Raw genomic sequence first — 24,703 nt, forward strand, 5'->3', positions numbered from 1 at the left:
CGGCCCGGGCGTTGTCGGCGTTCTGGCGCACGGTGGAACCCAGCTCTTCCATCGAAGCTGCCGTTTCTTCCAGCGCGCTGGCCTGCTGCTCCGTGCGTGCCGACAGGTCGTTGTTGCCCGAGGCAATCTGTGAGCTCGCCGATGCAACCCCTTCCGCGTTGCTGCGCACGCCGGACACCACGTGCGCCAGGTTGGCACGCATGTCACCGAGCGCGGTGAGCAACTGGCCCATTTCGTCCTTGCCGCCAGGCGGCACCTCGGTGGTGAGGTCGCCCTCGGCAATTGCGCGGGCCGCCCGCACAGCATGGTGGGCCGGCCGGGAGACGGTGCGCGTAATGCCCACACCCAGCAACGCCGCCAGCACCACACACACCGCCAGGGTGCCCAGCAGCCACAGGCGCGCCGTAGCGAATACTTCACGCCCTTCGGCACTGGCTTGCAACGCGGCCTCGGAATTGATCTTCTGCAGTTCGCCCAGCGTTTCTGCCGCGGCGACAAAAGCGGCTTCCGACTCGCCCGCATAGAGCATGCCCAGGGCGTCGCCGGTGAGTTCCAGCGTCTCGGCGTTGGTGAAGTCCACGCCCGAGGCGATCTCCAGCAATTTGGCCTGGAGCTTGATGTACTCGGCCTTGCGCTGCTTGTAGGCGGTATAGACCTCGCGCTCCTTGTCCATGTCGATGAGGGCCTCGTACGCAACCTCGACCTTGTCCAGATCCTTGTGGCGCAGGGTTACCTGCTCGGAAAACGCCTTGACTTCCGCCACGCTGCGCGAGGTGACCACCCCCGCCTCAGAGCGCCGCATGCGGTTGAGCAACACGCGCAGCTCCCCCGTTTGCGCCACGCTGGGCAGCAAGTTGGTGGCGATCTGGTCCGCCCCCTGGTGGATGCGGGACATCTGCACCAGCGCCATCACGCCCAGCAAGGTGGTGAACAGCACCACCGCCAAAAATCCCGCTCCCAGCTTGACACCGATGCGCAGATCGGAAACTCTCATGGATCACCCTTCACATTGCGTTTGCCCAAAAGGCACTTCGACGCATGCCAATCTGTATTGCTCAGCACCGCATACTTGTAACCAAATGCAGTCTAGCAGTGCCTGCCGCGCTGCAAAGTGGGCTTTCCCCTTACAGAACAACACCGCGCGGCCAAAAAAAAGCATGCGGGCTTGTGGCGCGCATGCTTTGTCGGGAACGCTGGAATGCTATTGTATTTGTAGCTAATCCCGCTTTACCAAAAAGCCCTGGAGGCTATTTGATGCCCAATTTTCTTCAGGCGTTCGACTTCTTGAAAGCCTCGATGCCGTCCGTGATTTCCTTCTTGGCGGCGTCAATGCCTTCCCAGCCCAGCACCTTGACCCACTTGCCCTTTTCCAGGTCCTTGTAGTGCTCGAAGAAGTGGGCGATGGCGTTGCGGCGCATGGCATTCACGTCGTCGATGTTCTGCCAGTGGTCGTACATGGGCAACACTTTGGAGGTGGGCACGGCAATGACCTTGCCATCCACACCGGCCTCGTCTTCCATCATCAGGATGCCCAGCGGGCGGCACGGCACGACCACACCGGGGTGCAGCGCGTAGGGGGTGATCACCAGCACGTCCACCGGGTCGCCGTCGCCCGACAGCGTCTGTGGCACGTAGCCGTAGTTGGTGGGGTAATGCATGGCCGTGGTCATGAAACGGTCCACGAAGATCGCGCCCGATTCCTTGTCCACTTCGTACTTGATCGGGTCAGAGTTCATCGGGATCTCGATGACCACGTTGAAGGCTTCGGGGACGTTCTTACCTGGGGGGACGTTGTTGAGGGACATGTCTTTGGAGAGTGGTTTGTTGACGGTAACCCGCGAAGCGGCCGACGCTGACACAGCGCAACGAACCGTCGGGATTAACCCTGATTTTAGGCGCACGCCCCTTTCTGCCCGCTTGCAAACCAGCGTTTGCCTGTAAATTGGGTCTGTTGGCCAATCGGCTCCTGCGCGAAACGCATGGGTAGCACGAGGAAGCAACGCAGCGGGGATACCACCGATGCGTTGGTCCCCCTCCGTGCAACACAACCCTAGGAGAATTGAATGGCTGCAAGTTCAGCACTGACATCCCCTCTCATCCTCGCCCTCGTGTGCGGGCTCATCGCGGTGGCCTACGGCATCTGGGCCCGGGGCTGGATTCTTTCCAAAGACCCGGGCAACGCCCGCATGCAGGAGATCGCCGCCGCCATCCAGGCCGGCGCGGCGGCCTACCTCGCCCGCCAGTACAAGACCATCGCCATCGTGGGCGTGGTGCTGGCCATCCTGATTGGCATCTTTCTGGACATGACGACGGCCGTTGGCTTCGTGCTGGGCGCCTTTCTGTCGGGGGCCTGTGGCTTCATCGGCATGAACGTGTCGGTGCGCGCCAACGTGCGCACCGCGCAGGCGGCCACCCACGGCATTGGACCGGCACTGGACGTGGCGTTTCGCGGCGGGGCCATCACCGGCATGCTGGTGGTGGGGCTGGGCCTGTTGGGCGTCACGGGCTTTTACTGGTTCCTGGCGGGCAACGGCAACCTCACGCCCACGGCCAACCTGGCCACGCTGCTCAACCCGCTGATCGGCTTTGCGTTTGGCTCGTCGCTGATCTCGATCTTTGCGCGCCTGGGCGGCGGCATCTTCACCAAAGGCGCCGACGTGGGCGCCGACCTGGTGGGCAAGGTGGAGGCCGGCATTCCTGAAGACGACCCGCGCAACCCCGCCGTGATCGCCGACAACGTGGGCGACAACGTGGGCGACTGCGCCGGCATGGCGGCCGACCTGTTCGAGACCTATGCGGTGACGCTGATCGCCACCATGGTGCTGGGCGCGCTGCTGGTGGCCACCGCGCCCGTCAACGCCGTGGTCTACCCCCTGGCGCTGGGGGCTGTGTCCATCATTGCATCCATCATTGGCTGCTTCTTCGTCAAGGCCTCGCCCGGCATGAAGAATGTGATGCCCGCGCTGTACAAGGGCCTGGCGATTGCGGGTGCGCTCTCGCTCGTCGCCTTCTACTTTGTCACCGTCTGGATCATGCCGGACAACTCCATCACCGCCACCGGCAGCCAGATGAAGCTGTTCGGTGCCTGCGCCACCGGGCTGGTGCTGACGGCCGCGCTGGTGTGGATCACCGAGTTCTACACCGGCACGCAGTATTCGCCGGTGCAGCACATCGCGCAGGCATCGACCACGGGCCATGGCACCAACATCATTGCAGGACTGGGCGTTTCCATGCGCTCCACCGCCTGGCCGGTGATCTTCGTGTGCCTGGCCATCCTGTCGGCCTACCAGCTGGCGGGCCTGTACGGCATTGCGGTGGCGGCCATGTCCATGCTGTCCATGGCGGGCATCGTGGTGGCGCTGGACGCCTATGGCCCCATCACCGACAACGCAGGCGGCATTGCCGAAATGGCCGAGCTGCCCAGCAGCGTGCGCGACATCACCGACCCGCTGGACGCCGTGGGCAACACCACCAAGGCCGTGACCAAGGGCTACGCCATCGGCTCGGCCGGCCTGGCCGCGCTGGTGCTGTTTGCCGACTACACGCACAAGCTGGAAAGCTACGGCAAGGCCATCACGTTTGACCTGTCCGACCCGCTGGTCATCATCGGCCTGTTCATCGGCGGGCTGATCCCCTACCTGTTCGGCGCCATGGCGATGGAGGCCGTGGGCCGCGCGGCCGGGGCCGTGGTGGTGGAGGTGCGCCGACAGTTCCGCGATATTCCCGGGATCATGGAGGGCACCGCCAAGCCTGAATACGGCAAGGCGGTGGACATGCTGACCACCGCCGCCATCAAGGAGATGGTGATCCCCAGCCTGCTGCCTGTGGTGGTGCCCATCGTGGTGGGCCTGCTGCTGGGGCCCAAGGCGCTGGGCGGTTTGCTCATGGGCACCATCGTCACCGGCCTCTTCGTTGCCATCAGCATGTGCACGGGCGGCGGCGCATGGGACAACGCCAAGAAGTACATCGAGGACGGCCACCATGGCGGCAAGGGCAGCGAGGCCCACAAGGCCGCAGTGACCGGTGACACCGTGGGCGACCCCTACAAGGACACGGCCGGCCCGGCCATCAACCCGCTGATCAAAATCATCAACATCGTGGCGCTGCTCATCGTGCCGCTGGTGGTCAAGTTTCATGGTGGGTGAAGCCACAGCCCCGGTCTGACAAGCCGGGAATCCAGGTAAACAAGGGGCCGCGGGCCCCTTTTTGCCGCGTACCATGGCGGGCACCGGTTCCCGTCCTCCCAGAAGATGGCCTTGAAACACACCACACCGTCGGCCCCTGCCCCCTCCGCCAGCGACACCACGCCCTACCAGCACATCGTGCACGACGTGCTGGCACAGGCCCGGCCCCTGATGGAGCGCGTCGCCGAGGCCACGCGCATGTCCCTGCTCGCGCGCCAGGACCAGGCCCGCACACCGGGCGAACACAACGCCATGCACGAAGCGCGGCAGCAGCTGTCGCGGCTCACGTCCGTGATGGGCGAGCGTTACCCCGACGCGCTGCGCAAGGCACTCGACCAGGAGGTGGCACAGAACCAGGAAAAACCCACACGCTCCCTGTTCACCGTCCATTTCGACGACCTTGAACTGATGGACGAGGCGCAGATCAACGACAGCGTGGAGCGCGCCCGCGCCCGGCAGGTGCTGATCTCGGCCGTGGAAGGGCCGCTGGCCGACCTCGACGCCCTGGTGTGCGCGGCCCTGGGCCTGGCCCGCGTTCAGCCGGAGCACAACCCCCTGCGCCCCGAAGTCTTTCTACAGGCGCTGCAGACCGTGGTGTCGCAGATGCAGGTCACGCCGCAGGTGCGGCACGACTGGATGGGCCCCATGGCCCAGGCGCTGGGCACGGAGCTGCGGGGGCTCTATCTGGCGCAGATTGATCGGCTCAAGCTCAGCGGCGTGCAGCCCGTGGGCTATGCGATGCGCCAGGCCGATGGCCAGGTGGTCTACGTGGCGCCCACCGAAGGCGGTGCATCCCCCGGCTTTGCAGCCGACAACGACCTGTCCACAGCGGAAGGCCACGCCGACTCCCTGCTCACACTCGACCGCCTGCGCCGCCTGCTGCTGGGCGAGTTCAGCGAGAACCCGGCCCCCACGTCGGCGCCAACACACACGCCCTCCCCCCATTCAGACGAGAGCTTCGCGGACCAATTCGCACGCGAGTTCGATAACCCCAACCAGCTTCCCCCCATCGACCCACCCGCCACGGACTTCGCAGCCACCGTGCCCGCCGCCTTCGAAGCGCTGCAGGCCATGAACCAGGTCGGCCACATGATGGAGCGACTGGGGGGCCAGCGCCCGCAGCAGGTCGGCAGCAGCACAGAGGGCAGCCCTGCAGCCCCGCCGCGCAAACATTCCGGCGGACTGGGAGAGGCCTTGAGCATGGAGGTGGTGGCGCTGATGGTGGACAACATTGCGCGCGATGGTCGGCTGCTGTGGCCAGTGCAACAGTTCATCCGCGCGCTGGAGCCGGCCTTGATACAGCTGGCCGTAGCCGACCCCCGTTTCTTCAGCCACAAGGAGCACCCCGCGCGCCGACTGCTGCAAGACATCACCGACCGCAGCCTGGCCTTCAACAGCCCCGAAGCTCCCGGCTTCCAGAGCTTCATGCGCTCGCTCATGAACATCGCGGGTCCGCTGGCCACCGCCACCATCGACGGGCCCGACGATTTCGAGCACGTGCTCCAGCAATTGCACGCCAAATGGGCAGAAAAGGACCAGCAGCGCAAACAGGAACGCCAGCGCGCCATCGAGGCCTTGCAGCACGCTGAACAGCGCCACCTGCTGGCCGCCAGGATTTCGCGCGACCTCTCGCTGCGGCCTGATTTCGGCAAGGTGCCCGACGAAATTTCCCGTTTTCTGCTCGGCCCCTGGTCCCAGGTCATGGCCCAGGCGCGCCTGACCGACACCACCCGCAGCGCCGACCCAGGCCGTTACGAGGAGCTGGTGGACGCCCTGATCTGGAGCACGCAGCCCGCCTTGACCCGCGCGAACACAGGCCAGCTGGCGCGCCTGCTGCCCAAACTGCTGGCCAAGCTGCGCGAGGGCCTGGCGTCCATCGACTACCCGGCCGCCCGAACCGAGGCCGTCTTCGAACTGCTGATGGAACTGCACCAGCAAGCCTTCAAGCCCGGGCCCCGGGTGGCCACCAAGCCCGCCGCCCCGCCGCCCCAACCACCGGCTGTGGCGCAGCCCGCCCCGCTGGAGGATGACGATCCGTGGGTCGCCCCGTCCGAGGCCAAGGAATCCGGCTATGTGGACATCTCACAGTCCCCGGTATCGGAGAGCGCCGAGCTTGTGCCCGAATCCACCAGCACCACCAACGGCCTGGCCACTTTGCCCCACCTGGCCTCAAGCGCGCCCTTGGCCCCATTGGCTGTTGGGACCTGGGTCAACCTGCAAGTGGCAGGCCAGTGGGAACGCACCCAGCTGTCCTGGATCGGCTCGCAAGGCCAGCTTTTCCTCTTCACCAGTGCCTCGGGCCGGACCCAATCGATGACCCTGCGGCTGCTGGAGCGGCTCTTCCACCAGGGCGCCGTGCAGGTGTTGACCGAGCAGACCGTGGTGGACGGCGCCCTGGATGCCGTGGCCCAGGCGGCCATGCGCAACAGCGTGGAGAGCAGGCTATGAATTTACTCCTAAAAACATAGCTTATAACGCTTGATGGATAAGCGCTAGAGCCCATTTTCAATCAAAACTAATATCCCATCTCCTTGGCCATCCGGCCAAGGCCCGCCACCTTCGCGGCACACCCTGGTGTTCCCCGGGTAGTCAAACTCCAACGGGGGTGCTACGCTGGGGGTGTCCAGTCCAAGGCTTTGCGACATTCGAGAGATTGAAGGGATTTGTCAGGGCCTTAGCCCGCTTCGGCGGGCTTTTTTACGCCGTCTCGAGCGCCGCGGGTAACACAAGCACCACCCGCAGGCCGCCCAGGTCGGCAGGCTCCAGCTCCAGCCGCCCGCCGTACAGGGCCGCCAGATCCTGCACGATGGCCAGGCCCAGCCCCGTGCCCGGCACCGTTTCGTCCAGCCGCACGCCACGCTCCACCGCCTGCGCACGCTGCGCCGCACCGATGCCGGGGCCGTCGTCCTCGACACTGACGACCATCTGGGGCGGCTGCCCAGCAAGGACCTGCGCCTGCAAGCGCACGGTGGACTGCGCCCATTTGCAGGCGTTGTCCAGCAGGTTGCCCAGCATTTCCTGTAGGTCCTGCGCCTCGCCCGCAAAGAACAGCGGGGCATCGGGCAGCGCCACCGTGATGTCCACCCCGCGCCCGGCATGCACCTTGTTCATCACGCGCACCAGTCCGCCCACCACCGGCTCCAGCGCCGTGCGCTGGCCGGGCAGGTGTGCCGATGCAGCCACGCGGGATCGCGCCAGGTGCCAGTCGATGTGGCGCCGCGCCACCTGCACCTGCTCCCGCACCAGTGCAGCCAGTGCAGCCAGCGCTGCGCCATCACTGGGTGCTGGCGCGCAGGCCGCGTTCTCCAGCACCGAAAGCGGGGTTTTCAGGGCATGCGCCAGATTGCCTGCCTGGGTGCGCGCGCGCTCCACCACTTCTGCATTGCGTTCCAGCACGGCGTTGAAGTCATCCACCAGCGGCTGCATCTCGGCAGGGAATGCGCCCTGCAACCGTGTGGTGCGTGCCTGCTGCACATCCTGCAAGCCCCGCTGCAACGCCTGCAGAGGCCGCAGGCCCACGGCCACCTGGGCCCACGCGGCCGCTGCCAGCAGCACCAGCAAGGCCGCCAGCGACAGCGCCAGCACGCGCGTGAACTGCGCGGTGGCCGCTTGGGTGGCTTGCAGATCGGCCGCCACGATCAGCCGCCAGCGTGCTGCATCCACGCCCTCGGCACGCACGGTGCGCTCCAGCACCAGCAAGGGCGCGCCCTGCGGGCCTGCCACTTCGTGCACATGCACGGCACCGTCAGCCAGCGCATCCACCTGCAGGGCCAGGCTGGTGTCCCACAAGGAGCGCGAACGCAGCACCCCAGCCCGGCCGCGCCCATCGGGCGCCATGGCGTCCACCTGCCAGTACAGGCCCGAATAGGGTTTGAGCCAGCGCGGGTCTGACAAAGCCTGCGCGGCAATCGCCGGCTGGCCCTGGGCATCAAACTCCAGCCGCGCCGTGACCTGGTCCAGCTGCTGCACAAGGGCCGCCTCGAATTGGCGCTGCACATGCTCGCGGAACAGCCCACTCAGCACCAGGCCCGCCAGCACCACCGCCACCGTCAGCCCCGCCACGGTCACGGCCAGTAGCCGAAACCGCAGGGAACGTGACCAGCGCAAACCGCCGCGGTTCGCGCCCCGTTTCATGGCGGCACCAGGCGGTAGCCCATGCCACGCACCGTCTCGATACGGGCCGCGCTGGCCGACGGCGACTGCAGTTTTTTGCGCAGGCGCCCCACAAAGACTTCGATGGTGTTGGAGTCCCGGTCAAAGTCCTGCGCGTAGATGTGTTCGGTCAGTTCTGCACGTGACACCAACACGCCAGGGCGGTGCATGAGGTAGTCGAGTACCTTGTACTCGTGCGCCGTGAGTGCCACGGGTTGGTCCGCGCAGGTGACGCGGCCGCTGCGGGTGTCCAGCGACCAGTCGCCACACTGCAGCACCGCAGACGCCAGCCCGCTGGCGCGGCGGATCAGCGCACGCAGGCGTGCCAGCAGCTCTTCGAGATGAAAGGGCTTGGTCAGATAGTCATCGGCACCCGCATCAATGCCCGCCACCTTCTCGTGCCAGTTGTCGCGCGCGGTGAGGATCAGCACCGGCATGTTGCGCCCCTCGGCCCGCCAGCGCTTGAGCACCGTGAGCCCGTCCACCACCGGCAGGCCCAGGTCCAGCACCACGGCATCCACGGCCTCGGTGTCGCCCAGGAACTGCGCGTCGCGCCCGTTGTCGGCTTCGTCCACGGTGTATCCCGCGCCTTGCAGCGCGGTGCGCAACTGGGTGCGCAGCTGCGTGTCGTCTTCTACGAGGAGGATGCGCATGGGCTATAGAACCTGTTCAGTGTCTTTTTAGGGTCGCACAAGTACCTTGCCCGAAGGGTTGGAGCGAAATCGGGCGATTGGAAGCCTCGTCTGCTTGCATGGGCACGAGCCCACGCGGGGCAGTCTTAGCGGTGTTCTCGGCCGGTACGTTGATCGTCGCGCGATTTGACGCGCAGCACCTCGCCCGTGCGTGCATCAAGCTTGACCTTGGTCAATTGCCCCGCAGGTGTGAGCAGCTTGATCTCGTAAATCCAGCGATCCCGCTCCTGCTCCAGCTCCACTTCGAGCACCTGGCCGGGCACTTCACGCTGCAGGCGCTCCAGCACTGCAGGCAGCGGCAGCACCTGGCCCGCCTGCACGGCCTGGCGGGCGCGGTCGTGGTCGTCCTTGCCGCTGGCCAAGGCGTTTGGCGCGATTACCGCTGCCGCCCACAGCAGACAAGCTGCCGCACCCCAGCGCATGGCGTGGCAGCGCTCTGAAGCACGGTGGGGGGAAAAAAGCATGGGTGCATTGTCCCGCGCAGTGTCTGAACGGCCGATGAACAGCCCTTTCACGCGCCGTTCAGGCTGGGGTTTCAACAATGGCTGCACACCACAACAAACACCCACAAGGACACCGCGATGACAACCGTTCGCACTCTGGCCCTGGCTGCACTGTGCCTCTGGGCTGCGGCCAGCCCCAGCCACGCCGCCGACACCACCGCCGCCCAGCAGCTCGCGCACTGGAGCGCACAGGCAGGCAGCCCCGGCAATGCCGACAAGGGCAAGGTGTTCTTCACCACCCGGCACGGCGGCGAGTGGTCTTGCGCATCCTGCCACGGCACGCCGCCCACCGCGCAGGGCAAACACGCCAGCACCGGCAAGTCGATAGCGCCTCTGGCCCCCGCCTTCAACCCCAAGGCCTTTACCGACACCGCCAAGGTGGACAAGTGGTTTCGCCGCAACTGCAACGACGTGCTGAGCCGCGAATGTACGGCTGTGGAGAAGGCCGATGTGCTGGCGTACCTCAACGCCCTCAAGCCCTGAGACCGACACCATGAAAAAACCTGCCCCCCTACGCCCTGCGGCCCTGGCCACCGCTGTGTGCGCACTGACCCTGCTGTCAATCTCCAGCGCCCATGCGGACAGCGGGCGCGCCATGCCCCGCAACGTGCCCAGTGCTTTCACGCAGGAATGCGCCGCCTGCCACACCGCCTACCCACCCGGGCTGCTGCCCGCCGCGTCGTGGAACCGCGTGATGACAGGGCTCGACAAGCACTATGGCACCGATGCATCGCTGGACGCGGCCACCGTGCGCCAGCTCAACCAGTGGCTGCAGGCACACGCCGGCACCTACAAGCGCGTGAACGAGGAGCCCCCCGAGGACCGCATCACCCGCTCAGCCTGGTTTGAGCGCAAACACCGAAAGATCGAGCCCGCCGCCTGGAAGCTTGCCAGCGTGAAAAGCGCCGCCAACTGCGCGGCCTGCCACACGGGTGCCGACCAAGGGCAATTTGACGACCACGACCTGCGCATGCCGGCGGGGCTGGATGCCCGATCACGCCGCGCCTGGAACGACTGAGAGCGGTGAACAGGACTCTTCTGGCGTCGTTGCTGTGTCTTGTCGTACTGGCCGTACTGCCTGCGACACAGCGCCTAGCCAGAACCGCTTCGCTGAGCCCTGTTCGCCGCTCTCGCTCTGCGTTGAATCTGAGATGCATCCCATCAAGGAAAACACTATGAACAACACCCCTTCCCTCCAACCCGCCAGCGCCGCAGCGCAGCCAGCCGCTGCCAAGGGCCCCAGCCGCCGGGTCACCGACGCGCCCACGCGCATGTTCCACTGGCTGTTTGCGCTCTGCTTTGTGGGTGCCTACGCCACCGCCGATGGCGAGCACTGGCGGCTGCTGCACGTCACGTTGGGCTACACCATGACGGGCCTGCTGGGCTTTCGCGTGCTGTACGGAATCTTTGGCCCGCGGACTTCGGGCCTGGGCCTGCTGTGGCGCAAGCTGGCCGGGGCTCCCGCATGGCTGCGCACCCTGTCCCAAGCACGCTCTGCCAGCCAGGTGAGCCAGGTGAACTGGCGCCAGGGGCAAAACATGCTGATGACACTCGCGGTGGTGCTGCTGCTGGTCCTGGTCGTTCCTATCACCTTGAGCGGCTATGCCACCTACAACGATTGGGGCGACGTGTTGGGTGGCGACTGGATCGAAGAAGTGCACGAGTTCTTCGGAGAAGCCATGCTGTTTGTCGTGCTGGCCCACCTCGCATTGATTGCCGGCCTGAGCATGCTGCGGCGCAAGAATCAGGCGCTGCCCATGCTGACCGGGCGCGTGGAAGGCCCAGGGCCCAACCTGGTGCAGAAAAACCGCACCTGGCTGGCGGCAGCGCTGCTGCTGGCAGTGCTGGCCTTTGGCGCATGGGAGTGGCAGCAATCGCCCAATGGTTTGATTGCCAGCGGCACGACGAGCGAGCGCAGCAGACACCACGATGACGACTGAAGCCCGTCAAAACAACTTTCAGGATCAACCCATGAAAATCTATATGTGTGTGGTCTGCGGCTGGATCTATGACGAAGCTGCAGGCTTGCCCGATGAGGGCATTGCGCCAGGCACCCTGTGGGCCGATGTGCCCGACGATTGGCGGTGCCCTGAGTGCAATGTGGGCAAGGCAGACTTTGTGCTGTGCGAGGTGTGAGGTGAAAGGTGTGATCTGGGAAACAGCTGCACCAGCACACTGACACTTTCACCGATCAAAGGTATAAGAAAGATCGCCTCAAGACTCCCCACGCCCCCAGATGCCCGCACAACCCCCACCGACAGGCCTTGACCCGGCCGTTGCCGCTCAGCGCCTGTGTGAAGAAGGCCCCAACGAACTGGGCATCAGCCAGCGCCGCACGCTGCGCGACATGGCCTTGGACGTGGTGCGCGAGCCCATGTTCTTGCTGCTGCTGGGCGCAGGCGGCATCTACCTGGCAATGGGCGATGCGCACGAGGCGCTGATCCTGCTGGGCTTTGTGGTGATCATCATGACCATCACGGTGCTGCAGGAGCGCCGCACCGACAACACCCTCAACGCCCTGCGCGACCTCTCCAGCCCCCGCGCGCTGGCGCTGCGAGGCGGCACCATGGTGCGCATCGCAGGCCGCGATGTGGTACGCGAGGACCTCTTGATGATTGCCGAGGGCGACCGCATCCCGGCTGACGGCACCCTGCTGCAGGCGCACGAGCTGGCCACCAACGAATCCATGCTGACCGGTGAGTCCGAGCCCGTGGCCAAGCAGATTGCCGACAAGGTATTTGCAGGCACGCTGGTGGTCAGCGGCCAGGGCCTGTTGCGGGTGACTGGCGTGGGACGCCACACCGAACTGGGCCGCATTGGCCAGTCGCTCGACACCATTGCGCTGCAGGCCTCGCCCTTGCGTGAAGAAATGGCACGGCTCACCCACAAGCTCGTGCTGATCGGCCTGTCGCTGTGTGTGCTGCTGGTGGCCCTGTTCTGGGCACTGCGCGGCGACGCGTTGCAAGCCGTGCTGGCAGGCATCACGCTGGCCATGGGCATCCTGCCGCAAGAGCTGCCGGTGATCATGATCGTCTTCCTGGCCCTGGCTGCACGGCGGCTGGCGGCGCAGCAGGTATTGACACGGCGGCTCAACGCCATCGAAACGCTGGGGCAGACCACCGTGCTGTGCGTGGACAAGACCGGCACCCTCACGCAAAACCGCATGGCCGTGGCCGCACTGTGCATTGCGGGCGAGGAGCTGGATGTGCAGAACCTGCCCGAAAAAGCAGCCGAGGCAGGTGGCACGGCACTGCCAGAGGCCTTCCACGAACTGCTCGAATACGCCGTGCTGGCCAGCGAGATCGAACCGCACGACCCCATGGAGCAGGCCTTTCACCGCATGGCGGGGAATCATCTGGCAGGCACTGAGCACCTGCACCCCGCCTGGTCGCTGGCGCGCGAATATGAGCTCTCGCCCCAGCTGCTGGCCATGAGCCACTTGTGGCGCGACGGCACATCCGCGCACGATACCGTGGCCACCAAGGGTGCGCCTGAAGCCGTGGCCGACCTGTGCCATCTGTCTGACGCCGAGCGCGCCACCGTCAGCGCCCAGGCCGCCCGGCTGGCCGATCGGGGCCTTCGGGTGCTGGGCGTGGCCAAGGCCCAGCACCGCGTGCAAGACGACTGGCCCGGCATTCAGCACGACTTTGCCTTTGAATGGCTGGGCCTCGTGGCCCTGGCCGACCCCTTGCGACCCGAGGTGCCCCAGGCAATTGCAGAGTGTCACCAGGCGGGTATCCGCGTGGTGATGATCACAGGCGACCACCCCCGCACCGCACGCGCGATTGCAGCCCAGGCGGGCATCGCCCACGACCAGGTCGTCACCGGCGATGAAATGGCCTTGATGTCCCCCGACATGCTCACCGGCAAAGTCCGGCAGGTCAGCGTGTTTGCACGCATCAAGCCGCACCAGAAGCTGGCGCTGGTCGAAGCACTCAAGGCCCAGGGTGAGGTGGTGGCCATGACGGGCGATGGCGTGAACGACGCCCCCGCCCTCAAGGCCGCCCACATCGGCATCGCCATGGGCCAGCGCGGCACCGACGTGGCGCGCGAGGCCGCAGCGCTGGTGCTGCTGCACGACGACTTCGCAGCCATTGTTCAGGCCATCCACCGGGGGCGGCAGACCTTTGCCAACCTGCGCCAGGCCATGGTCTACACGCTCGCCGTGCATGTGCCCATCATCGGGCTGGCGCTGCTGCCGGTGCTGTTTGGGCTGCCGCTGGTGCTGGCACCGCTGCACATTGCGTTTCTGGAACTGGTCATCGACCCGGCCTGCTCCATCGTCTTTGAGGCCGAGGAAGGTGCGGCCGACCTTATGCAGCAGCCGCCGCGCCGCGCCGATGAACCCTTGCTTTCAGCCCGCCACATCCTGCTGAGCCTGGTGCAGGGCGGCGTGGTGACGGCTGCCGTGGTGGGCCTCTATGCCTGGCTGCTGGGCCAGGCCGCGCATGCCGCCACGGCCAGCACGGTCGCCTTCGTGGTGCTGGTGTCTGCCAACGCAGCGCTCATCCTGCCCAGCCGCAGCAACCAGACGAGCTGGCGCAGCCTGTGGGCGGGCCTCACACCCGTCAGCCTGTGGGTGCTGGGCGGCACACTGGCGGCGCTGACTGCCATCACCACAGTACCTTGGCTGGCCTCAGCCTTCAAGTTTGCGCCGTTGCTGCCCCTGCATTGGCTCATGGCGATGGTGGCCGGGTTGACATTGACAGGGCTCTTTGCAGCCAACAAACGATGGCTCCGCCCCACAACGCTGGCGCACAATCATCCGACCGTCTGACCACCCCGCCACACGCCATGCCCATTGTTCTGGAATCGCTCGACCACGTTGTACTCACCGTTGCCAGCATTGAAAAAACCATCGCGTTCTATGAGCGTGTGCTTGGCATGACTGCGCGGGAGTTCAAGCCCCGGCGGTATGCGCTGCACTTCGGCGATCAAAAGATCAATCTGCACGAAGTAGGCACGGTGGTGGACCCGAACGTGCGACATGCCACCGCGGGTTCTGCCGACCTGTGTTTTCTCACGCAAACCCCGTTGGAAGAAGTGGTGACACATCTGCAAGCTGAAGGCGTCTCCATCGTGCAAGGCCCGGTGGGTGCTACGGGAGCGTGCCACAAGTTGCTGTCGGTTTACATCTATGACCCGGACGAAAACCTGATCGAGATCGCCAACGAAGTGTGAACGGTCAAAGATCCGTCGAGGTGGCCGCGCGCAGCAGCGATGCAGCGGGCGCCACCAGCTCCTGCAGCTGTCCGGCGCGCCCCTGCTCGATGGACTGGAGCACCATCTCGTTGATACCTCCCACCACCGCCATGGCCATCATGGGCTGCAGCGGGGCCTTGCGCAGGGGCGCCCCCGGGCGGTTGTTCACCACCTCCAGCATCAGGTCTACCAACTGCTGGTTGACGCGCCGCCGCGCGGCCAGGCCGGGCATGCCCAGGCCCAGGATTTCAATGAACAGAGTGCGCAGCAGAACCGGATTGCAGGCCAGCGCACCAAAGTACGCCGACAGCGCTTGCTCCACCTGGGCCTGCCAATCGCTTTGGGGGTTGATGGCGCCACGCAGCACCGCCAGTGCGTTGCCGCTTGCCGATTCGTACAGCGCTGTCAGGCATTCGGCCTTGTCGGCAAAGTTCTCGTAGAAAGTACGCCGCGAGACGCCAGCCTCGCGCACGATGTCTGCAATCGTGGTGTCGGCATAGCCTTTGGTCGCCACGGCGCGGGCCATGCCCTGCAGCAGGCGATCCCGATGTTCCCTACCCTCGGTGGCGCCAGGTCGGGGTGCGGCTTGCAGTGCGGTCATGCTGGCAGATTCCCTTGGGGTTAACAGGTACTTGACAGTACCACATGCGCACTCCATGATTCCTCACCACTGGTACTACAACGTACCAAACGACAAAGACGTTATCTTTTTACCGAGCTCCCGGAGATCCATCCCCATGACCGAACTCGTCGTGCGACGCCTGCTCATTGACCTGGAAACGCCTTTTGACCGCCACTGGTGCGGCGGCGATGCGTTTCGCACGGCGTTCTTCAATGCGCTGTCGATGAGCTTCCCGGTGGGGGAGCAGTTCTTCATCGACGCTGTGAAGGGCGGGCACAAAGCCATGCCGCCCGAGCAACACGCGCAATTTGCCGACGAGGTGCGCGGCTTCATCGGACAAGAGGCCACTCACCGCCGCATCCATGCGCTGTTCAATGGGCACCTCCAAAAGCAGGGCCTGGTCAACGAATGGGCGTCCCGCGCGCAGGAGCGCATGAAGCTTTTTGCCGGAGCCGACCCACGCCACCCCTTGGCCGTGACGGCTGCCAACGAGCACTTCACCGCGCTGCTGGCCGAATGGCTGCTGGCCCACCCCGAAACACTGGCGGGCGCCGAACCCCGCCTGGCCACGATGTGGGAATGGCACTGCGCCGAAGAGGCCGAGCACAAGAACACGGCGTTCGACATCTACCAGGCGCTGGGCGGCAACCACGAGTGGCGCATCACCTGGTTCCGCCGCATCACCCTCGTCTTCTTGGGCGACGCCCTGCGCCAGACGGTGCTGAACCTGCGCCGCGACGGAACGCTGTGGAAATGGACCACCTGGGCCAGTGCGGCGCGCACGCTGTTTGGCAAGGGCGGCCTGGTGCGCGAAACCTGGCGCCCATGGCGCGAATACCTGCGCCGCGACTTTCACCCCAGCCAGCACGGCACGGACCTGTCACAGCAATGGCTGACCCAGCACAGCGACGCCTACGTGCCCGTGGGCGCACGCTGAGCCACAACGCCAGAATGCGGCTTCAGGCGCTGACGGCGGCCGCTGGCTGGGCACCACGCCGCAGCACCAGCCCACCAAACAGCGTCGCCAGTATGTACATGCTGACCGAGTAGATGGCCGCAGGCAGTGCCAGCTGAAAGTTGCCCAGCACCGACAGCGCGATGAAGATGGCCAGCGTGGAGTTGTGGATGCCGATCTCGAAACTGATGGCCGTGGCCATGGACTTGTCGAGCCCCGCCGCCCGCGACAGGTAGTACCCCGACGCAAGACTGATCGCATTGAACAACAACACGGCCGGACCGATGCCCGCGAAGGACTCGACCAGCGCCGTCCACTCCTTGGCAATCGCAATCAGCGCAAAAGCGGCCAGCACCACGGCGCTGAAAATCTTCATGGGCTTTTCCATGCGGGCGCTGAAGGCCGGCGCGCGCCGGTGCACCGCCATGCCCAGCACCACCGGCACGAGCACGATGACGATCACCTCGACCACCTTGCCAAACTGCAGCGGCACCACCTGGCCCGTGTGCGCAAAGGTGTTGATCGCCCAGTTGGTGATGAGCGGCAGGCTCACGATGGACAACACGGTGTTGATGGCGGTGAGCGAGATGTTCATCGCCACATTGCCACCAAAAAGATGGCTGAACAGGTTGGCCGACACCCCACCCGGTGAAGCCGCCAGCAGCATCAGCCCCACCGCGTAGAGCGGCGCCACGCCCAGCAGCACGATGAGGGCGTAACAGGCCGATGGCAGCACCAGCACCTGCAGCACCAGGGCCAGCACCACGGCACGCGGATGCTGCAGCAGGCGCTTGAAGTCGCCCACCGTGAGCGAAAGGCCCAGGCCGAACATGACCAGCCCCAGGGCGATGAACAACAAGGTGGGAAGTATGGAAACAAAGCTCATGGGTCACGCGCGGGGCTTATGCAGGTGCCTGGCCGGTGCGCAGTCGCACCGGGCCGCTGCGCTGCTCGATCGCCGCCTGCACTTCCTTGCGCAAACCCAGCGCAAAGGCCCACTCGGCCACCACAAACAGCGGGCCGACGATCAGGCCCACCAAGTCGTCCACAAACGCGGGCTTGCGACCTTCGTAGTAGTGGCCCACGAACTGAATCACCCAGCCCACCGCAAACAAGCCGATGCCCGTGGCCAGCCACACCGCCATGCTCTGCAAAGCTACCCAATGCCCCCCCACCAGCATGGCCGCCAGCAGGGTCGCCATGGCCAGGCCAAAACGCATATCCAGCCGGAAGTAGAAGACGCTGGCCGCCAGCGCAGCGAACAGCGCAGGGCTCAGCGGCAACGCGCCCGCCATCCAGGTCGGGCGAGACAGCAGAATGACCACCGCAAACATGATCATCGGGACGCCCACAAAATGGGTGTGGATGTTGCGCGGGTCGCGGTGGTAGTCGGCGTACTGCGCAAGGTGGTCGATCAGGGTTTTCATGGGTGTCTCCGGCTGTTGTTTTGAGCAGCATCAATACTCGCCCCGGGGCATTGCCAGCGTCTGTCGTGCAGACGACAAAAAGGCACACTCCCACGGCACCGCCCCACCCTGCCTCGCGCCCAATCTGCACTGCATGACCGACCCCGCCACCTATCTGCCCGTCCTCCAGTCCGGCCGCTGGTTTGCCCACCTGCCGGCCGACTTTGCCCAGCCGCTGCTGGCCATGGCACAGGTGCGCCATTTGCAGACGGGCGAAGTGCTGTTTCTGCGTGGCGATTCGCCCTGCGGGCTGTATGCGGTGGTGCGCGGCGCGGTCAGCATCTCGGGCACGGGCGGCCGGGCCGACGAGGCGCGGGCCGCGCTGCTGATCCGCCTGGAGCCGCCGCACTGGTTTGGCGAAATCTCGGTGTTCGACAACTCCGCACGCACGCACGACGCGCAGGCCACCGAGCCCACCACGCTGCTGCACATTCCGCACGAGCGGCTGCAGGCGTGGCTGCAGGCCCACCCGCAGCACTGGCATGCGCTCGCGCTGCTGCTCACCGACAAGCTGCGCTCGGCCTTTGTGGCCATGGAAGAGCTGGCCCTGTTGCCTGCGCCGCAACGCCTGGCGCGCCGCCTGGTGATGATGGCCGAGGGCTACGGCCAGTGGACGGCCGAGGGGCGGTCGCGCCGCGTGCTGTCCATCTCGCAAGAGCAGTTGTCGCTGATGCTGGCCATCTCGCGCCAGACCACGAACCAGATCCTCAAGGACCTGGAATCGCGCCACCTGGTGCGCGTGCAACGCGGCGAGCTGGAGATTCTGGACCTGGCGGCGCTGCGCGCCACCTGCTATTGAATTGCTATTAAATATATAGCTAATAGCGCTTTACCAACAAGCGCCAGAAGCATTTTTTACTTAAATAATAAGCACACATTTCATTTCCGGGCAAAATGACGGCCATGCAACTGAACTACATCGCCAACGCCTCGGTGCCGTCCGCCTCGGGCCGCACGATTGCCATGATCGACCCGTCCGACGGCCAGCCCTTCGACGAGATCCAGCGCAGCAACGCCGACGACATCGACGCGGCGGTGCATGCGGCCCGCCAGTGCTACAACGCGGTGTGGCAGAAGTTGGCCCCGGTGGAGCGCGGCCGACTGCTGCAAAAGCTCTCGGCCAAGATCCTGGAGCATGCGGACGAGCTGACGGCGCTGGAGCAGCGCGACTGCGGCAAGCCCACCAAGCAGGCACGCGCCGACGCGATTGCGCTGGCGCGCTACTTCGAGTTCTACGCTGGGGCGTGCGACAAGTTCCATGGCGAGACCATCCCCTACCCCGACGGCTACAGCGTGCTGACCTGGCGCGAGCCCCACGGCGTCACGGGCCATGTGATCCCCTGGAACTACCCCATGCAGATCTTCGGCCGCAGCGTGGGCGGCGCGCTGGCGGGGGGCAATGTGTGCGTGGTCAAACCGGCCGAAGATGCCTGCCTCTCGCTGATCCGGGTGGCGCAGCTCGCGGCCGAGGTGGGCTTTCCCTCCGGCGCGCTCAACATCGTCACCGGCTACGGCCATGAGGTGGGCGACGCATTGGCGCGCCACCCCGGCATCGACCACATCAGCTTCACCGGCAGCCCCAAGATCGGCACGCTGATCCAGCAGGTGGCCGCCGAGCGCCACTGCCCCGTGACGCTAGAGCTGGGCGGAAAAAGCCCGCAGATCATCTTTGCGGATGCGGACCTCGATGCCGCCATCCCCGTGGTCATCAACGCCATCGTGCAGAACGCCGGGCAGACCTGCTCGGCCGGCTCGCGCGTGCTGATCGACTCGCTGATTTATGAACCCCTGCTGGAGCGCCTGGGCAAGGCGTTTGAAAAGTTGCGCGTCGGCCCCGCCGCCATGGACCTGGACGTGGGCCCGCTGATCCGCCAGACGCAGCAGCAGCGCGTGTGGGACTTTCTGTCGGACGCGCAAGTGGCCGGCATCCCCATGGTGGCCCAGGGCGTGGTGGTGGACGAAGCGCCCGAGACCGGCTACTACCAGGCCCCGACCCTGCTGCGCGATGTGCCCGTGGGCCACCGCCTGGCACAGGAAGAAGTCTTCGGCCCCGTGCTGTCGGCGATGGCCTTTCAGGACGAAGACCATGCGGTGGAGCTGGCCAACGCCACGCAATTCGGCCTGGTGGCCGGCATCTGGACGCGTGACGGCGCGCGCCAGTTCCGCATGGCCAAGCGTGTGCACAGCGGCCAGGTGTTCATCAACAACTACGGCGCGGCCGGCGGTGTGGAGTTGCCGTTTGGCGGCGTCAAATCCAGCGGCTATGGACGCGAAAAGGGCTTTGAGGCGCTGTACGGCTTCACCACCTTGAAGACCGTTGCCATCAAATATGGATAACCCCCTGTGTCGCTGCGCGCCTTCCCCCTTGGGGGGACGCCGCCAGCGCGGCGGGGCGGCCCTTGCGCGGCGGCCCTGGCGTAGGCCGCGCCAGTTCCAGTCTCTCGCTACCTAGTCACCATAAAAAACGCATGCCCCTGAGCCCCCCCGCCCCCCGCACCCTGAAACATGTCCGCCGGGTGAACTACCAGGGCTTTGAACGCGACGATGGACTGTGGGACATTGAAGGCGAGCTGCACGACAGCAAGGCCTACGACGCCACCTCTTTTCGCGACCCCACCAAACAGCGCCTCGCGGGCGAGGCCATCCACCACATGTGGCTGCGCGTGACCGTGAACCGCCAGCTGGTGGTGCAGGCGATCGATGTGGCGATGGATTCGCACCCGCTCCAGGGCTGCACCGAGGCCCAAACTGCACTGCAGCACATGGTGGGCTGCAGCATGGCGCGCGGCTGGCGCCAGTCCATCCAGAAGCACCTGGGCTGCGTGGCGAGCTGTACCCACCTGCGCGAGCTGTTGTTCAACCTGGCCACCGCGGCGTTCCAGTCGGTGCCCGCCGTGTTTTCGTCCAGCCACCCCGACGAGCCACCGCGCCACCTGGGCCAGTGCACGGGGTGGGACTTCAACGGCCAGGGCGTGAAAGAGTTTTTCCCCCAGTTCTACGGCCGTGCGCCGCAGGCCCCCAAGCTGGCGGAGCAAGCCACAACCACAGATTTCACTGCAGAAATTTCAGCCAAACAAGCCCCTAGCGCTTGAAACTAAAGCGTCAGTAGCTATCAATTTTGAATAATTCAAGGAGCCATTCCATGCGCGTTTCGAACAAATCCATCATCGTCACCGGCGCTGGCAACGGCATTGGCGAAGGCATCGCCAAACGCCTGGCCGCAGAGGGCGGCAAGGTCATCGTCAACGACATCAATGAAGCCGGTGGCCAGCGCGTGGTGGCTGAGATCACGGCAGCCGGTGGGACGGCGGCTTTCTTCAAGGCCGATGTGACGAAGTCCGCCGAGGTGAAGGCGATGGTCGATGAGGCCGTGCGCCTGTACGGCCGCCTGGACGTGGTGGTGAACAACGCAGGCTGGACGCACCGCAACCGCCCCATGCTCGAAGTGAGCGAGGACGAGTTCGACAAGGTCTATGCCATCAACATGAAGAGCATCTACCTGTCGGCCATCCACGCCGTGCCTGCATTGCGCCAGGCCGGTGGCGGCAGCATCATCAACATCGCCTCCACCGCCGGGCTGCGTCCGCGCCCGGGCCTGACCTGGTACAACGGCTCCAAGGGCGCCGTCATCATCACCAGCAAGTCCATGGCGGCCGAACTGGGCCCCGACAACATCCGCGTGAACTGCATCAACCCCGTGTTCAATCCCGACACGGGACTGGCCGCCGAGTTTGCGGGCGGCCCGGTGGACGAGGCCCGCCGTGCCAAGTTTCTGGCCACCATTCCGCTGGGGCGCTTCTCCACCGCGCTGGACGTGGCGAATGCGGCGCTGTACCTGGCCAGCGACGAGGCGTCGTTCATCAGCGGCGTGTGCATCGAGGTGGATGGCGGACGCTGCGTGTAAAGGCCCCGAGCGCGCTCGCAAGCCACCATCACTTGCGTTTGCGCGCGCGCCCAATCCGCACCAAGGCAGTGCGGATTGATTTGACGGTCTTGAAACCGCTGCCTATAGTGCCGCCGATGTTTGCGAGCCACTCCACCGCCACGACCGCCAACGCCACAGCGCCGCTGCGCCGTGGCGCGCGCTCGCAGGCCACGCTCCAGGCCGGTGACCGCGCTCTCTGCACCCTCGCTGCAGATTCCTGAGCCCGGCGACACCCCCTCCCCTCCGCATTCTTTTCGCGCACTTCCTGTCGCCGGGCCCCACGCCCAGCGCCAGCTTGCGCCTTGGCCACGGCCGGGGCGCGGACGTCAGGAGTGTCCATGCCCCCGTTTCCTTCGGGCGAGATTTCGCTCGCCCCGTGCGCCCCTGCGCGCAGCCTGCCCGCCGATGAGGCCATCGCCAACGCGGCGGTCGCCCCCGACATCACCCGCCACTTCATCCGTGCCAAGCAGCCCTGCGCCGACGGCTACCGCTGGTACCTGCGCCGCCAGGAGGGCGCCAGCAACTACCAGGCGCTGCTGGACGACCTGGTGCGCGAAGGTCGCGTGGAAGACGCTTGCTGGATGCTGGACCAGTTCGGCCCCACCAACGATGTGCTGGAAATAGACCACCTGGAGGCCGACGCGCTGGTGTTTGCCGGCAGCGTGCGCTGCCGGGGCCACGCCGACGTGGAGGGTGTGCTGCGCACGGGCCGCAGCCTCAGCGTGCTGGGCGGCCTGCGGGTGGGTGGAGCACTGCGCGTGGGCGAAGACCTGCGCGTGGCGGGCGCAGTGCGCTGCGAGGGCAGCGCGCGGCTGCACGGCGATGCACGCGTGGGCTGGTCGCTGACAGTGGCGCAGCGACTGCAGTGCACAGGCAGCCTGCGTGTGGGCGGCGAGCTGGACTGCGGGGCTGCCGCCCACGTCGGTGGCCACTGCCGGGTGACCCAGGATCTGCGGGTGATGGGCGACCTGGGTTGCGACGGCGGCATCAAGGTGGGTGGCCACCTGCAAACCGATGCTGCCGTGCAGGCTGCCCGGGGCGTGTGGGTAACGGGCGACGTGGACTGCAAGGGCCACCTGCAAGTGGGCTGGGGTGTGCGGGCCGGTGGGCACATTCACGCCGGAGGGGCCATCCGTGCGGGCGAGAGCCTGTGGGCGGGCGAAACCATTGCGGCGGGTGAGGCCTACGGCGTATACGCAGGCCTGGTGGTGCCGCTGCCCGACTGGCCCCACAGCGCCCAGGTGTGCGCCCGCGAACAGCCTGCACGCCTGCTGAGCGGCTGCTGGACCGATGGCCAGGGGAACACGCCATGATGGCCATCGCCTGCAGCCTGTGCGACCCACGCGACGCCACCGTCATCGCCAACACGTGGCCCGGCCAGGGCTTGCTGGGCCGGTGGGCCCAGCGGCTGACCGAACTGCGCATCGACGTGGATCTGTCGGGCCGCGACATCCAGCGCGAGTTCGAGGCGCTGTACGACCGCATCCGCACCAACCACCGCACGCGCGATGCGATGCAGCCGTTGCCCTTGCATCTGCATGGGCTGGTGTTTCGCCTGCGCGAGGCCGACGGCGAATACTTTGTGTATGCCATCGACCCGCAGCGCAACCGCATCGTGGCCTACACCGTGTTCAACCGGCTGGTCGAGGTGGACCGCCGCACCGACCGCCACCTGCGTGCGCCCCACACCAAGGTGGTGGACGGCTACCGCCGCATGGGCATTGCATCAGCCATCTACCGATGGTGGCTGGACTCAGGGAGGAGCCTGATAACAGGCGCACGCCAGTCGGCCGGCGCCCATGGCCTGTGGATGGCCCTGGCACGCGACTACGAACTGGCAGCGGCGCGCATCGACACCCACAAACGCGTCCAGCAGCTGCCGCTTCCACCTCCCCCAGGGTTTTTCAACGCGCTGGACACCCGGCTGGTGCTGGTGGGGCGCGATTGCCGCCTGGCGGACTTCATGCAGCATGCGGCCTGGGGCGGCTGATCGGGTGACCCCGGCCGCTCCCTGCCTCTCAGCCCAGCACCTCGCGCAGGGCAGCGTCGTACAGGCCGGTGAGCTTGTCCATCACCCCCAGCAGGCGTTCGCTGGTGGTGGCCACGGCGTTCAGCCCCGCGCCATCAGCCGGGCGGCGCAGCGCGGATTCAAAAAACAGCCACTGTGAGTCGGCCAACTCCAGCTCGTTGCGGATGGACGATGTGGACACGGGCGCCGCCTTCAATGTCTGCAAGGCCTGGCGGAAGTCCGCCGCATCGGACGCCAGCTGCGCCTGCACCACCTTGGAATCCACCTTGGCAGCACTCAAAAAATAGTTCTTGGCCAGGCGCTGCGACAGCATGCGCTGGCGGCCCGCCAGGTTCACCAGGCGGGCACTGGGGGCCTGTGCCAATTTTTCGATGGCCTCGGTCACGGCCTGCGCAATGAGCAGCGTTCGATCGGCCTGTTCCGATGCCGCCGCTACCAGGGCCGTGGTGGTGGCGGGCGCCGAAGTCATCTGGTTGAGCAGGGCAAACTGCTTTTGCACTTCTGCCAGCTGCCGCCCGACTTCTGCAGGCCACTGGCCCGACTGCATGCCTCGGGCCAGTTCGCCGCTACCCGTCTGCACCATCTTGCGCGCCAGCCCCATCACATCCACCGCCGCAGCAGGCAGCACCTGCAGGTACTGCTGGCTATAGGCCTTGGCCATGCGCTGCGACAGTGCGCGAAACCAGCCCGCATAGTTGATGGCCCCCGACAACCCCATCTGCGCCTGGGCTCCTGTCGCCCAAGTTGCCCAGGTGGGCAGCAGAACACCCGCCGCCACCCGCTGAAGGGCCACACGGCGCTGGCATGGCACGGCATCGACAGAAAATTCGCGCGTCAACATGGGAATCCCCTTGAAATCGAATGGGCAGATTGTTGCAACGCAGCAAACAGAACGCCCTGCGCCATGTCAAAGGCGGGCCATACCAGCGCCTGAGCTAAACTTGACCGCGATCAACTCCGCGCGCAGGGGCTT

25 protein-coding genes are annotated in these 24,703 nt (G+C 65.9%); 16 read left to right on the plus strand and 9 right to left on the minus strand.

The window, feature by feature from the left end; all coding sequences use genetic code 11:
* Window positions 1-994: MCP four helix bundle domain-containing protein (locus ACODS0_RS20385; protein WP_488836813.1), on the minus strand; the 994-nt coding region annotated here is incomplete at its 3' end.
* Window positions 995-1,268: 274 nt separating this feature from the next.
* Entirely contained in the window at window positions 1,269-1,805 is a 537-nt protein-coding gene (gene ppa / locus ACODS0_RS20390; protein WP_055398170.1) for an inorganic diphosphatase, read from the minus strand.
* 258 nt (window positions 1,806-2,063) lie between these two features.
* On the opposite strand from ppa, the gene ACODS0_RS20395 reads away from it, so the two are divergent.
* Complete coding sequence (locus ACODS0_RS20395; protein WP_121420493.1) at window positions 2,064-4,145, plus strand: sodium-translocating pyrophosphatase; 2,082 nt, start codon at window positions 2,064-2,066, stop codon at window positions 4,143-4,145.
* 105 nt (window positions 4,146-4,250) lie between these two features.
* Window positions 4,251-6,632 carry a DUF1631 family protein gene (locus ACODS0_RS20400; protein ID WP_488836816.1) on the plus strand — a complete coding sequence of 794 codons (2,382 nt, stop codon included), beginning with the start codon at window positions 4,251-4,253 and terminating at the stop codon, window positions 6,630-6,632.
* 249 nt (window positions 6,633-6,881) lie between these two features.
* Here the strand turns inward: ACODS0_RS20400 and ACODS0_RS20405 are convergent, their stop codons facing one another.
* The 3 genes from ACODS0_RS20405 to ACODS0_RS20415 all read right to left on the minus strand — a co-directional run bounded on the left by ACODS0_RS20405 (window position 6,882) and on the right by ACODS0_RS20415 (window position 9,492).
* Entirely contained in the window at window positions 6,882-8,318 is a 1,437-nt protein-coding gene (locus ACODS0_RS20405; RefSeq protein ID WP_488836818.1) for a sensor histidine kinase, read from the minus strand.
* Window positions 8,315-8,989: a response regulator transcription factor gene (locus ACODS0_RS20410; protein ID WP_488836820.1), complete on the minus strand. Its 675-nt coding sequence runs from the start codon at window positions 8,987-8,989 to the stop codon at window positions 8,315-8,317. The genes ACODS0_RS20405 and ACODS0_RS20410 overlap by 4 nt, the downstream gene beginning before the upstream one ends.
* A gap of 125 nt (window positions 8,990-9,114) precedes the next feature.
* Window positions 9,115-9,492 (minus strand): PepSY domain-containing protein, encoded by a 378-nt coding sequence (locus ACODS0_RS20415; protein ID WP_121508650.1) that lies wholly within the window; start codon window positions 9,490-9,492, stop codon window positions 9,115-9,117.
* A gap of 117 nt (window positions 9,493-9,609) precedes the next feature.
* Between ACODS0_RS20415 and ACODS0_RS20420 the strand changes: the two genes are divergently transcribed.
* The 6 genes from ACODS0_RS20420 (at window position 9,610) to ACODS0_RS20445 (ending at window position 14,712) form a co-directional block, all read left to right on the plus strand.
* The gene (locus ACODS0_RS20420) at window positions 9,610-10,014 is read left to right on the plus strand and encodes a DUF1924 domain-containing protein (protein WP_176886357.1); all 405 of its coding nucleotides are present in this window, start codon (window positions 9,610-9,612) and stop codon (window positions 10,012-10,014) included.
* A gap of 10 nt (window positions 10,015-10,024) precedes the next feature.
* Entirely contained in the window at window positions 10,025-10,549 is a 525-nt protein-coding gene (locus ACODS0_RS20425) for a diheme cytochrome c (protein WP_488836823.1), read from the plus strand.
* A 157-nt stretch (window positions 10,550-10,706) separates the two neighbouring features.
* Entirely contained in the window at window positions 10,707-11,471 is a 765-nt protein-coding gene (locus ACODS0_RS20430; RefSeq protein WP_488836825.1) for a cytochrome b/b6 domain-containing protein, read from the plus strand.
* A gap of 31 nt (window positions 11,472-11,502) precedes the next feature.
* Window positions 11,503-11,667, plus strand: a complete 165-nt coding sequence (locus ACODS0_RS20435) for a rubredoxin (RefSeq protein WP_055398177.1) — start codon at window positions 11,503-11,505, stop codon at window positions 11,665-11,667.
* A 100-nt stretch (window positions 11,668-11,767) separates the two neighbouring features.
* Complete coding sequence (locus tag ACODS0_RS20440; RefSeq protein WP_488836827.1) at window positions 11,768-14,308, plus strand: cation-translocating P-type ATPase; 2,541 nt, start codon at window positions 11,768-11,770, stop codon at window positions 14,306-14,308.
* A gap of 17 nt (window positions 14,309-14,325) precedes the next feature.
* On the plus strand, window positions 14,326-14,712 hold the full coding sequence (locus ACODS0_RS20445; RefSeq protein ID WP_121420501.1) for a VOC family protein: 387 nt from the start codon (window positions 14,326-14,328) through the stop codon (window positions 14,710-14,712).
* Window positions 14,713-14,716: 4 nt separating this feature from the next.
* On the opposite strand, the gene ACODS0_RS20450 is transcribed toward ACODS0_RS20445, so the two are convergent.
* Window positions 14,717-15,334, minus strand: a complete 618-nt coding sequence (locus ACODS0_RS20450; RefSeq protein ID WP_228897876.1) for a TetR/AcrR family transcriptional regulator — start codon at window positions 15,332-15,334, stop codon at window positions 14,717-14,719.
* A gap of 136 nt (window positions 15,335-15,470) precedes the next feature.
* On the opposite strand from ACODS0_RS20450, the gene ACODS0_RS20455 reads away from it, so the two are divergent.
* The gene (locus tag ACODS0_RS20455; protein ID WP_488836830.1) at window positions 15,471-16,292 is read left to right on the plus strand and encodes a metal-dependent hydrolase; all 822 of its coding nucleotides are present in this window, start codon (window positions 15,471-15,473) and stop codon (window positions 16,290-16,292) included.
* 22 nt (window positions 16,293-16,314) lie between these two features.
* On the opposite strand, the gene ACODS0_RS20460 is transcribed toward ACODS0_RS20455, so the two are convergent.
* Together ACODS0_RS20460 and ACODS0_RS20465 are read right to left on the minus strand one after the other, a co-directional pair.
* Window positions 16,315-17,196 carry a bile acid:sodium symporter family protein gene (locus ACODS0_RS20460; protein WP_488836832.1) on the minus strand — a complete coding sequence of 294 codons (882 nt, stop codon included), beginning with the start codon at window positions 17,194-17,196 and terminating at the stop codon, window positions 16,315-16,317.
* Between the two features lie 16 nt (window positions 17,197-17,212).
* Complete coding sequence (locus ACODS0_RS20465; protein WP_431149602.1) at window positions 17,213-17,737, minus strand: Mpo1 family 2-hydroxy fatty acid dioxygenase; 525 nt, start codon at window positions 17,735-17,737, stop codon at window positions 17,213-17,215.
* A gap of 133 nt (window positions 17,738-17,870) precedes the next feature.
* Here ACODS0_RS20465 and ACODS0_RS20470 point away from each other — a divergent pair, with 133 nt between their 5' ends.
* The 7 genes from ACODS0_RS20470 to ACODS0_RS20500 all read left to right on the plus strand — a co-directional run bounded on the left by ACODS0_RS20470 (window position 17,871) and on the right by ACODS0_RS20500 (window position 23,691).
* Window positions 17,871-18,575, plus strand: a complete 705-nt coding sequence (locus ACODS0_RS20470; protein ID WP_488836834.1) for a Crp/Fnr family transcriptional regulator — start codon at window positions 17,871-17,873, stop codon at window positions 18,573-18,575.
* Window positions 18,576-18,679: 104 nt separating this feature from the next.
* Window positions 18,680-20,113: an aldehyde dehydrogenase family protein gene (locus ACODS0_RS20475; protein ID WP_488836836.1), complete on the plus strand. Its 1,434-nt coding sequence runs from the start codon at window positions 18,680-18,682 to the stop codon at window positions 20,111-20,113.
* A 131-nt stretch (window positions 20,114-20,244) separates the two neighbouring features.
* Complete coding sequence (locus ACODS0_RS20480) at window positions 20,245-20,868, plus strand: DUF2889 domain-containing protein (protein ID WP_487255336.1); 624 nt, start codon at window positions 20,245-20,247, stop codon at window positions 20,866-20,868.
* A gap of 50 nt (window positions 20,869-20,918) precedes the next feature.
* A complete protein-coding gene (locus ACODS0_RS20485; RefSeq protein ID WP_436131215.1) occupies window positions 20,919-21,680 on the plus strand; it encodes an SDR family oxidoreductase in 762 nt (253 codons plus the stop codon).
* A gap of 116 nt (window positions 21,681-21,796) precedes the next feature.
* Window positions 21,797-21,922 (plus strand): hypothetical protein, encoded by a 126-nt coding sequence (locus ACODS0_RS20490; RefSeq protein ID WP_488836839.1) that lies wholly within the window; start codon window positions 21,797-21,799, stop codon window positions 21,920-21,922.
* Window positions 21,923-22,039: 117 nt separating this feature from the next.
* The gene (locus tag ACODS0_RS20495; protein WP_488836841.1) at window positions 22,040-23,014 is read left to right on the plus strand and encodes a hypothetical protein; all 975 of its coding nucleotides are present in this window, start codon (window positions 22,040-22,042) and stop codon (window positions 23,012-23,014) included.
* Window positions 23,011-23,691, plus strand: coding sequence for a hypothetical protein (locus ACODS0_RS20500; protein ID WP_488836843.1), 681 nt, complete (start codon window positions 23,011-23,013; stop codon window positions 23,689-23,691). The genes ACODS0_RS20495 and ACODS0_RS20500 overlap by 4 nt, the downstream gene beginning before the upstream one ends.
* Before the next feature lie 28 nt (window positions 23,692-23,719).
* Here the strand turns inward: ACODS0_RS20500 and ACODS0_RS20505 are convergent, their stop codons facing one another.
* On the minus strand, window positions 23,720-24,571 hold the full coding sequence (locus tag ACODS0_RS20505) for a type IV pili methyl-accepting chemotaxis transducer N-terminal domain-containing protein (RefSeq protein WP_488836845.1): 852 nt from the start codon (window positions 24,569-24,571) through the stop codon (window positions 23,720-23,722).
* Window positions 24,572-24,703 lie beyond the last annotated feature (132 nt).

This window comes from Acidovorax sp. FG60 (genome assembly GCF_057808995.1).